The 10061-nt window shown below is 73.0% G+C and carries 9 protein-coding genes and 1 pseudogene; 6 read left to right on the top strand and 4 right to left on the bottom strand.

From position 1 onward, the window contains the following. Nucleotides 1-226 (bottom strand): annotated as a pseudogene (locus ABWK99_RS09450) (hypothetical protein); the annotation flags it as partial. Between the two features lie 119 nt (nt 227-345). Here ABWK99_RS09450 and hflX point away from each other — a divergent pair. From hflX to ABWK99_RS09435, 3 genes are all read left to right on the top strand, one after another. Further along, complete coding sequence (hflX, locus tag ABWK99_RS09445; protein ID WP_372594445.1) at nt 346-1842, top strand: GTPase HflX; 1497 nt, start codon at nt 346-348, stop codon at nt 1840-1842. A 9-nt stretch (nt 1843-1851) separates the two neighbouring features. After that, entirely contained in the window at nt 1852-3921 is a 2070-nt protein-coding gene (locus ABWK99_RS09440; protein ID WP_372594444.1) for an ATP-dependent DNA helicase, read from the top strand. 65 nt (nt 3922-3986) lie between these two features. Next, nucleotides 3987-4979: an L-lactate dehydrogenase gene (locus ABWK99_RS09435; RefSeq protein WP_372594443.1), complete on the top strand. Its 993-nt coding sequence runs from the start codon at nt 3987-3989 to the stop codon at nt 4977-4979. A 22-nt stretch (nt 4980-5001) separates the two neighbouring features. Here ABWK99_RS09435 and lexA read toward each other — a convergent pair whose 3' ends face one another. Continuing rightward, nucleotides 5002-5745 carry a transcriptional repressor LexA gene (gene lexA / locus ABWK99_RS09430; protein ID WP_372594442.1) on the bottom strand — a complete coding sequence of 248 codons (744 nt, stop codon included), beginning with the start codon at nt 5743-5745 and terminating at the stop codon, nt 5002-5004. Nucleotides 5746-5947: 202 nt separating this feature from the next. On the opposite strand from lexA, the gene ABWK99_RS09425 reads away from it, so the two are divergent. Beyond that, nucleotides 5948-6289 carry a LysM peptidoglycan-binding domain-containing protein gene (locus ABWK99_RS09425; RefSeq protein WP_372594441.1) on the top strand — a complete coding sequence of 114 codons (342 nt, stop codon included), beginning with the start codon at nt 5948-5950 and terminating at the stop codon, nt 6287-6289. A 79-nt stretch (nt 6290-6368) separates the two neighbouring features. Continuing rightward, entirely contained in the window at nt 6369-6836 is a 468-nt protein-coding gene (gene nrdR, locus ABWK99_RS09420; protein WP_372594440.1) for a transcriptional regulator NrdR, read from the top strand. A gap of 18 nt (nt 6837-6854) precedes the next feature. On the opposite strand, the gene ABWK99_RS09415 is transcribed toward nrdR, so the two are convergent. Together ABWK99_RS09415 and ABWK99_RS09410 are read right to left on the bottom strand one after the other, a co-directional pair. Then, entirely contained in the window at nt 6855-8558 is a 1704-nt protein-coding gene (locus tag ABWK99_RS09415; RefSeq protein ID WP_372594439.1) for an AMP-binding protein, read from the bottom strand. A gap of 46 nt (nt 8559-8604) precedes the next feature. Then, complete coding sequence (locus ABWK99_RS09410; RefSeq protein WP_372594446.1) at nt 8605-9606, bottom strand: aldo/keto reductase; 1002 nt, start codon at nt 9604-9606, stop codon at nt 8605-8607. Between the two features lie 129 nt (nt 9607-9735). Between ABWK99_RS09410 and ABWK99_RS09405 the strand changes: the two genes are divergently transcribed. Continuing rightward, nucleotides 9736-9948, top strand: coding sequence for a DUF5302 domain-containing protein (locus ABWK99_RS09405; protein ID WP_372594438.1), 213 nt, complete (start codon nt 9736-9738; stop codon nt 9946-9948). Nucleotides 9949-10061: the final 113 nt, after the last annotated feature.

The following is a 10061-nucleotide window of genomic DNA, read 5'->3' as shown; positions in this document are numbered from 1 at the left end:
CGCGCGCGGCGTTGCCCGAGCTCGAGTACACGCCGATCAGCACGACGTTCTCGAGGCGCAGCTGGCGGTACTCGACCTCGGTGACGTCCTCGAGCTCGGTCGAGAGGCCCGCGACGCGGCGCAGCGCGGCGCGCTCCTCGCGGTCGCCGAGCCGTACGGTCAGCGACCGCCTTTCGTCGGCGGAGGCCGGATCGGCCGTGAAGTAGTGGTCCTCGGTGCCTGACACGCACGGAACCCTACCGATGGCGGGGGCACGGGAGGGTGGCCCGCGAGGTGCGCCGTCCGCGAAATGGTTCGCCGACGTGCCGGCCGCATGTCACGCTGAAGGTCGACCGAAGGGCACAGATGACCGACACCACCTCCCCGTCCGAGCAGCGCGACCTCGCCGACGCCGTCGTCGCCAGGGTCCTGGCCCGTGCCGGAACCGTCCTCCACGAGGGCGAGAGCAGCACGAGGGACAACGACGGTGACCAGTACGACCGCGCCGACCGCGCCGCGCTGCGCAGGGTGGCGGGGCTGTCCACCGAGCTCGAGGACGTCACCGAGGTCGAGTACCGGCGGCTGCGGCTGGAACGTGTGGTCCTGGCCGGGCTCTGGTCGCAGGGCGACGGGACCGAGGCCGAGGTGTCCCTCCGCGAGCTCGCAGCGCTCGCGGAGACCGCCGGGTCGGAGGTGCTCGACGGTCTCCTGCAGCGGCGTCAGCACCCGGACCCCGGGACCTTCCTCGGATCGGGGAAGGCGGCGGAGCTCGCCGAGATCGTCGCGGCGAACGGTGCCGACACCGTGGTCGTCGACGCCGATCTCGCTCCCTCCCAGCGCCGTGCCCTCGAGGACGTCGTCAAGGTCAAGGTGATCGACAGGACCGCGCTGATCCTGGACATCTTCGCCCAGCACGCCAAGTCCAAGGAGGGCAAGGCCCAGGTCGAGCTCGCTCAGCTCGAGTACCTGCTTCCCCGCCTGCGAGGCTGGGGCGAGTCGATGTCCCGGCAGGCCGGTGGCCGGGTCGCCGGCGGTGCGGGGATCGGCTCCCGCGGCCCTGGTGAGACCAAGATCGAGCTGGACCGCCGCCGGATCCGCACCCGGATGGCCAAGCTCCGGCGGGAGATCGCCGCCATGCGCCCGGCCCGCGCGACGCGACGCGCCGACCGCAAGCGCCACCAGGTGCCGGGCGTCGCCATCGCCGGGTACACCAACGCCGGGAAGTCGAGCCTGCTCAACCGGCTCACCGGCGCCGGAGTGCTGGTCGAGAACGCGCTCTTCGCCACCCTCGACCCCACGGTCCGCCGCGCCCAGACCCCCGACGGTCGCACCTACACGCTCACCGACACGGTCGGCTTCGTCCGTTCGCTGCCCACCCAGCTCGTCGAGGCCTTCCGGTCGACCCTCGAGGAGGTCGGGGACGCGGACCTGCTCCTGCACGTCGTCGACGTCTCGCACCCCGACCCCGAGGGTCAGGTCGCGGCGGTGCGCTCGGTCCTTGCGGACATCGAGGGGATCGACGACGTCGTCGAGCTCGTCGTGCTCAACAAGGCCGACATCGCCGACCCCGACGTGGTGGCGCGCATGCAGCGCCGCGAGCCCGGCTCGGTGCTGGTCTCGGCGCACACGGGGGCGGGGCTCGAAGCGCTGCGGGAGCGGATCTCCGAGCTCCTCCCGCGCCCGCGGGTCGCGGTCGACGTCGTCGTCCCGTACCAGCGCGGTGACCTGGTCTCGCGTGCTCACGACGAGGGCGAGGTCGAGGTCGAGCACGTCGAGGCCGGGACGGTCCTGCGGGGACTGGTCGATCCCGCGCTCGCCGCCCAGCTCGTGGCCGTGGACGCAGCGGGCGCCGCGCACGCCTAGGCTGCCGGGGTGAGCGCGACGGTCGAGGAGCTGCTCGACCGGGCGGTCGACGCCCTCGGCGGACGTCGCCGGGAGGGTCAGCATCGGATGGCCGTCGCCGTCGGCCGGGCGATCGACCGCTCCGAGCAGCTGTTGGTCCAGGCCGGGACCGGGACGGGGAAGTCCCTCGCCTACCTGGTGCCCGCCGTGCGGCACGCGGTCCTGGCGGACGAGCGCGTCGTGGTCTCCACGGCCACGCTCGCCCTGCAGCGTCAGGTGATGAGCCGTGACCTCCCGTTGGTGGTCACCGAGCTCGCGCCGCTCCTCCCGCGTGCCCCGCGGGTCGCCCTGCTCAAGGGCTGGCACAACTACGTGTGCGCGCACAAGGTCGCCGGCGGATACCCGGCGGAGGAGCAGGCGACGCTCTTCGGCGCGGCGGAGGCCGCGGGGGCGGCCGAGCATCCCGGCCCGGTGAGCGACCTGGGCTCGCAGGTCGTCGCCGTCCGCGAGTGGGCGGGCGAGACGGAGACGGGGGACCGCGACGACCTGGTCCCCGGCGTCAGCGACCGGGCCTGGCGCCAGGTCTCGGTCACGGCGATGGAGTGCCTGGGCAAGCGCTGCCCGGTGCTCGACGACTGCTTCGCCGCGGCGGCAAGGAACCGGGCCCACGAGGCGGACGTGGTCGTGACGAACCACGCGATGCTCGGCATCGCCGCGGGGGGCTCACCCGGGGTGCTCCCCGAGCACGACGTGCTCGTGGTGGACGAGGCCCACGAGCTCGCGGACCGGGTCACGGCCCAGGCGACGGCCGAGCTCTCGCCCGTCGGGGTGCAGCAGGTCGCGGGCCTGGCCCGTCGGCACGGCGGGGTGCCGGTCGACCGGCTGGAGGAGGCGGGCCAGGCGCTCGCCCTCGCCCTCGGGCAGACGCCCGACGGCCGGTTCCCCCAGGGCTTGCCCGACGCGCTCGCCGACGCCGCAGCTGCCGTCCGGGACGCCGCCCGACCCCTGGTGACGGCGCTGAGGCCCGAGTCGAGCGGGACCCCGGACACCGGCCGAGCCGTGGCCTCCTCCGCCGTCCTCGCGCTCCTCGAGGTCGCCGAGCGGCTGGCGATCGGGGGCGACGGCGACGTGGTCTGGTGCACGCGCGACGACGACCGCCGTGGACCACGGCTGCTCGCCGCCCCGCTCGACGTCGCCTCCCTCGTGCGCGGTCGCCTCCTCGCCGGCAGGGCAGGGGTGCTCACCTCGGCCACGCTGACGCTCGGCGGGAGCTTCGTCCCGCTCGCCGTCCAGCTCGGCCTGTCGCCGCGCGACGAGCGGCCGATCGACGGCGGAGCAGCGGTCGAGGAGGACGAGGAGGACGAGGCGCCGACTCCCACCGAGGGGTCGGCGGAGGGCCTGCTGTGGCGATCGGTCGACGTCGGCAGCCCTTTCGACCACGCGCGGAGCGGGATCCTCTACATCGCGAGGCGGCTCCCGCCGCCCGGCCGCGAACCCACGACGCACGCCCAGCTGGACGAGATCGAGGCCCTGGTGGGCGCTGCAGGAGGCGCGACCCTCGGCCTGTTCTCCTCCCGCAGGGCGGCGGTGGCAGCCGCAGAGGCCATGCGCGAACGGCTGGACGTCCCGGTGCTGTGCCAGGGGGACGACCAGCTGCCGACTCTCGTGGCCCGATTCAGCGCCGACGAGCCGACCTGCCTGTTCGGCACCCTCTCGCTGTGGCAGGGGGTCGACGTCCCTGGGCGCGCCTGCCGCCTCGTCCTCATCGACCGGATCCCCTTCCCGCGGCCGGACGACCCGGTACGGGCGGCCAGGTCCGAGGCCGTCGACCGGTCAGGAGGGAACGGGTTCATGGCGGTCTCGGCCACCCAGGCCGCGCTGCTCCTGGCCCAGGGCGCCGGCCGCCTGCTGCGTCGCGACGAGGACAGGGGAGTGGTCGCCGTCCTCGACCCCCGGCTGGCCACGGCACGCTACGGCGGCTTCCTGCTGCGCTCGATGCCGCCCTTCTGGCGCACCAGTGACCAGGAGGTCGTCCTCGGCGCGCTCCGACGGCTCGCGGTCCCCGCCGAGGAGGCGGCCGCGGCCTCGTCCGCGGGCTGAGCGGGTCCCGTCTCCAGCCACGGGGCACCTAGGCTGGGCGCGCAGAACCGACGAAGGAGACCGAGATGCCCGAGGACAGCGGGACCGCCCAGAGACCAGGGGTCGACCGGCGGACCACCAAGCTCGCCATCGTCGGCGCGGGAAGCGTCGGGTCGACGATGGCCTACGCGGCCCTCATGCGTGGCGTGGCGCGCACCGTCGCGCTCTACGACATCAACGCGGCGAAGGTCCAGGCCGAGGTGCTCGACCTCGGCCACGGCATCCAGTTCATGCCCATGGCCAACGTGGTGGGTTCCGACGACCTCGCCGTCTGCGCGGATGCCGACGTCGTCGTGGTGACCGCCGGCGCCAAGCAGAAGCCCGGGCAGAGCCGGCTCGACCTCGCCCAGGCGACGATCTCGCTGGTCAAGGGGCTCCTGCCGCAGCTCGTCGAGGTGGCGCCGAACGCCGTGTTCATCATGGTCACCAACCCCGTGGACATCGTGACCTACGCAGCGCTCAAGTACTCGGGCCTGCCGGCCGGCCACATGTTCGGCTCGGGGACCGTGCTGGACTCCTCCCGGCTGCGCTACCTCATCGGCGAGCACTGCAACGTCGCCGTGCAGAACGTCCACGCGTACATCGCCGGCGAGCACGGCGACTCCGAGATCCCGCTGTGGAGCTCGGCGTCGGTCGGTGGAGTGCCGCTGATGGAGTGGCGAGGGGTCAAGAGCGGGAACGGCCCCTTCGACGAGCGGACGAGGGAGGCCATCACCACCGAGGTGATCGACTCCGCGTACCGGATCATCGCGGGGAAGGGTGCGACGAACTACGCGATCGGTCTTGCGGGTTCGCGCATCATCGAGGCGGTCCTCAAGGACGAGAAGCGGGTGCTGCCCGTCTCCTCGCTCCTGGAGGACTACTACGGGATCTCCGACGTCTGCCTCTCGGTGCCGTCCGTCGTCGGCCGCCTCGGCGTGGAGTCCCAGCTCGAGGTGCCGATGTCGGACGCCGAGCTCGCCGGTCTCCGGGCCTCGGCGGCATCGATGCGGCAGGTCGCCAAGGCGTTCGGGCTCTGAGCGAGCGGGGCCGCCCCCAGGGTCAGAGGCTGCGCAGGACGCTCACGACGCGACCAAGGACCGTCGCCTCCGTTCCGTCGATGGGTGCGTAGGCCGCGTTCTGCGGGAGCAGCCAGACCCGGCCGTCCGCGCGCTTGAGGGTCTTCACCGTCGCCTCGCCGTCGATCATCGCCGCGACGATCTCGCCGTTCTCGGCGACCGGCTGGCGGCGCACGACGACCCAGTCCCCGTCGCAGATCGCGGCCTCGATCATCGAGTCCCCGACGACCTTGAGCAGGAAGAGCTCGCCGTCGCCGACGAGCTGGCGCGGGAGCGGGAAGACGTCCTCGACGGCCTGCTCGGCGAGGATCGGGCCGCCGGCCGCGATCCGCCCGACGACCGGCACGTAGGACGGGGTCGGGCGCTCGGTCACGTCGGACTCGCTGCTCTGCGCGCTCTCGTCGGCCGCCTCGGCGTAGGCGGAGATGACGCGGGCGTCGTCCGGGTGCACGACCTCGATCGCGCGCGGGCGGTTGGGGTCCCGGCGGACGTAGCCCTTGCGCTCCAGCACGGTCAGCTGGTGCTTGACGGAGGACGGGCTGGTCAGGCCGACGGCGTCGCCGATCTCCCGCATGCTCGGCGGGTAGCCCCTGCTCTCCACGCTCGCGCGGATCGTCTCCAGGACGAGGCGCTGCCGCGAGGTCAGGCCGTCTCCGCCGGCCGGGCCGTCGGGGAGGGCGTGGACCGAGGCGAGCGGCTCGTCCGGCGGGTTCGGGCTCGGTGCCACGGTGCTCTCCTCGCTCCGGGTCGGCCCGTGCGGCCGCCTGCGTGTCAGTGGTCGGTGATGGTCTGTCCCTGTGACGCCAACCCTAGAGGTGGGGTCGCGCCGAATCAAACACCTGTTCGATCGTGTCTCGACAGCGTGTCGCCGACCTGGTAGACATCGTACAGACGTTCGACGAACACCTGTTCGACCTGGAGGGGATCCGATGAGCACGATGACCTGGGACCTGACGGCAGCAGCCGTCCGCCCCGTCCCCGCGCTGCGACTGACGAGGCGCGGGCGACTCGCCATGAGCGTGGTCGCGATCCTGCTGTCGGGCGGAGTCGCGCTGGGCGCCGGGAACGCCGTCGCCCAGTCCCCGTCTGCCCCCGTCGCGGTCCGTGCGGTGACGGTCGCCTCCGGGCAGACCCTCTGGGAGCTGGCCGGCTCGGTGGCCGAGCCGGGTCAGGACGTGCGCGAGGTCGTCGCCCGGCTCGTCGCCCTCAACGGTCTCGACAGCGCGACGCTCGTCACGGGCCAGCGGCTCCTGCTCCCCGCGGGGGACTGACGGTTCTTGCGGGCCCCTGATGGCCCCCGTAGCGTGGCTCTGCTGCGTCACCGGGACGCAGGGTTGTGGAGGCCTCGCTGTGCACTGCCCCTTCTGTCGGCACGGCGACTCGCGTGTGGTCGACTCACGCACCTCGGACGACGGTTCGACGATCCGTCGTCGCCGTCAGTGCCCTGCCTGCCTGAGGCGGTTCACCACCATCGAGACCGCGAGCCTCTCGGTCGTGAAGCGCTCGGGGATCACCGAGCCCTTCTCGCGGGAGAAGATCGTCTCCGGCGTGCGCAAGGCGTGCCAGGGGCGTCCCGTGAGCGATGACGACCTCGCCGTCCTCGCTCAGCGGGTCGAGGAGACCCTGCGCGCGACCGGGAGTGCCGAGCTCGACGCGCACGAGATCGGCCTGTCGATCCTGGGCCCCCTGCGCGAGCTCGACGAGGTCGCGTACCTGCGCTTCGCGAGCGTCTACCAGGCCTTCGACTCCCTCGAGGACTTCGACGCCGCCATCACCGCCCTGCGCGCCGAGCGGGAGACGGTTCCCACGGAGGAGTGAGGTGGGCCGGCCCGCCGGTCAGTCGCGGTCGATGATCTGCTGTCGCACGACGCGCCGGAGCACCTTGCCGATCTGCGAGCGGGGGAGCTCCGGCAGGACGACGAGATCGCGGGGGTGCGCGTAGCGTGCCAGAGCGCTCTCGCTCCAGGCCCGGACGGCGGACAGCTCGATGCGCGTGGCGCCCTCGGCCATGACGATGGCGGCCACCACCTTCTCGCCGAGGTCGCCGCCAGGGATGCCGACGACGGCGACGTCCTGCACCCCGGGCATCCGCCGCAGGTGCTCCTCCACCTGGGAGGGGTAGACGTTGAACCCGCCGGTGATGATGACCTCCTTGATGCGGTCGACCAACCGGACGAACCCGTGCTCCTCGACGACGACCACGTCGCCCGTGCGCAGCCACGTGCGTCCCTCGTGCTCGACGAGGACCTGGGCGGACTCCTCCGGTCGGTTCCAGTAGCCCGCGAAGACCTGGGGGCCGGCGAGGAGCAGCTCTCCGCGTTCACCCGGTTCCACGTCCGTCGTCGGGTCCTCCGGGTCGGTCACCCGCATGTACGTGGACGGGAACGGGATCCCGAGCATGCCCGGTCGGCGCTCGGCGGAGAAGGGGCTCCCCAGCGCGACAGGAGAGGTCTCGGTCATGCCGTAGCCCTCCACGAGGACACCCCCGGTCGCCGCCTCCCACCGGTCGGCCGTCTCGCGCGGCAGGGCCATCGCTCCGGAGATCGAGTGCTGGATGGTGGAGAGGTCGATCCCCTTCTTCTCCGCCGTGGCGGTCAGCCGGTCGAACATCGGCGGGACGCCGGGGATGAAGGTGATGGGGCGGCGCAGGTGCGCGGCCAGCACCATGTCCGGGTCGAACCGCGGCACGACGACGAGCGTCGCGGCGATCCGGATCGCATAGGTCAGGCACAGGGTCATGCCGAAGGCGTGGAAGAAGGGGAGGGCGGCCAGGACCGTCTCGGTCCCGGCCGGGACCTGGGTCCACGCCTCGCCCTGCCGGGCGTTGATCGAGACGTTGTGGTGGGTCAGGACGGCGCCCTTCGGCGTCCCCGTCGTGCCACCCGTGTACTGGAGCAGGGCGGTGTCGGCCAGCTCCGGGTGGGGGTGCTCGGCCGGGAGGGGCCGCGCGCGCCCGACCAGTCGGCCCCAGCGCAGGACGCCGGAGCCGGCCGGGATCCGGGAGCGCATCGACGCGCGCGTCGCGCGTGCGGCGCCGACCGGCAGGTGCAGCGCCAGGCGCTTGATCGCCGGCAGGTCCGATGCGAGGTTGACGGCGATGACGGTCCGCACCGACGTGTCCGGCTGCGCCTCCAGGACCCGGGCGACGGCCTTCTCCCAGACGATCGCGACCGTCGCCTCGCAGTCCGCGAGCTGGTGGCGGAGCTCGTCCGTCGTGTACGTCGGGTTGTGCTCGACCACGACGGCGCCGATGCGCAGGATCGCGTAGAAGGCCACGACATGGGTGGCGCTGTTCGGCAGCACGAGGGCGACCCGGTCACCCGGTCGGACGCCGAGGGCGAGCAGTGCGCCGGCGGCCCGGTCCACGCGGCGTGCCAGCGTGTCGTAGGTGGTCACCGCACCGAGGAAGTCGGTGGCGATATGGGACGGGAACTGCTCGGCGCTGCGCTGGAGGGTCACCGTCACGGGAGCGTCGACGTCGACGTCGGACGGGACCCCGGGGGCGTAGGCGTCGAGCCACGGCCGGTCGGGGCTGGTCATGGTCCCAGCCTAACCTACGGCCCCGTAGGTTAGGTCCGGATCGCGCTCACAGGTCGCTCGACCGGGACGCCCACAGGTTGATCCCGGTGTCGACGGCGTGCGGCTCGATCGCGGCGATCTCCTCGGCGCTCAGATCCGGCCCGTCGAGAGCGCTGAGGTTCTCGGTGAGCTGGGCGACGCTGCTCGCACCGAGCAGGACAGAGGTGATGCGCTCGTCACGCAGGGCCCACCTGATCGCGAGCTGCGCGAGGGTCTGCCCGCGGTCCGCCGCGATCGCCTGCAGGGCACGGATGTGCTCGGCCGCCTCGGGGGAGAGGTACTCCGCGTGCAGCGACCCACCACGTGCGGCCCGTGAGTCGCGGGGGACGCCGTCGAGGTACTTGCCGGTCAGCATGCCCTGGGCCAGGGGGGAGAAGGCGACCACGCCGAGGCCCGACTCGCCCACGACGTCGAGCACGCTCGCGCCGTCCGCGTTCGGGTCCGGGTGCTCGATCCACCGGTTGAGCATCGAGTAGGACGGCTGGTGGACGCTGAGCCGCACCCCGAGCCCGCGCGCGACCTCGAGGGCCTCGCGCGTGCGTCGGGCCGAGTAGGAGGAGATCCCCACGTACTGCGCGCGGCCCGAGTGCAGCGCCGTCGCCAGCGCCCCGATCGTCTCCTCCAAGGGCGTGTCGGGGTCGTACCGGTGGCTGTAGAAGATGTCGACGTGGTCGAGCCCGAGCCGTCGCAGCGACTGGTCGAGCGAGGAGAGGAGGTACTTGCGCGAGCCGAGGTCGCCGTAGGGCCCCGGCCACATGCGGTAGCCCGCCTTGGTCGTCACGACGAGCTCGTCTCGGCGACCGCGCAGGTCGGTGCGCAGGATACGGCCGAAGTTCTCCTCGGCCGAGCCGGGCGGCGGCCCGTAGTTGTTCGCCAGGTCCAGGTGCACGACTCCGCGGTCGACGGCGGCGAGAAGGATCTCCCGCTGGTTGGCGAGCGGGTCTCCGTGGCCGAAGTTCTGCCACAGGCCGAGGGAGATGGCGGGGAGCTGGAGGCCGGACCGGCCCATCCGGCGCAACGGGAGCGAGGTCGAGGTCACCCCCCGACCGTATCGCCCCGCGGGGGGTGCGGACGTCGGGTCCGCGGTGGCCGCGCTGCGCCGTAGGGTGCAGGCTGAGCCCGACGACGAGGAGTGGCCATGAGCGAGGACAGCAGCACAGCGGCGACCGCCGAGGGACCCGGCGGGGACGGGTCCGCGTCCACCGACCCCAAGGAGCGCTTCCGCCAGGCCCTGGAACGCAAGAACGCCGCCGGCCACCGGACAGCGGACGGGGTGCGCGGGGGCAGCGCCGTGCACGGCTCGGAGGTCGCGGGCGGGGGCAAGCGGACCTTCCGCCGCAAGACCGGCTGAGCGGACGACGCGCCCCGGTGCGGTCACCGGGGCGGCGCGGTCAGGACAGCGTGCGCAGGCGGATGGTCTGCGGCATCGTCCGCAGTGCCGCGCAGACGTCGGGACCGAGCGGG

Source organism: Actinotalea sp. (assembly GCF_041597215.1).
Lineage (GTDB): Bacteria > Actinomycetota > Actinomycetes > Actinomycetales > Cellulomonadaceae > Actinotalea.
Note: the sequence above shows the minus strand (reverse complement) of the source record. Positions and strands in the feature narration are given on the sequence as shown.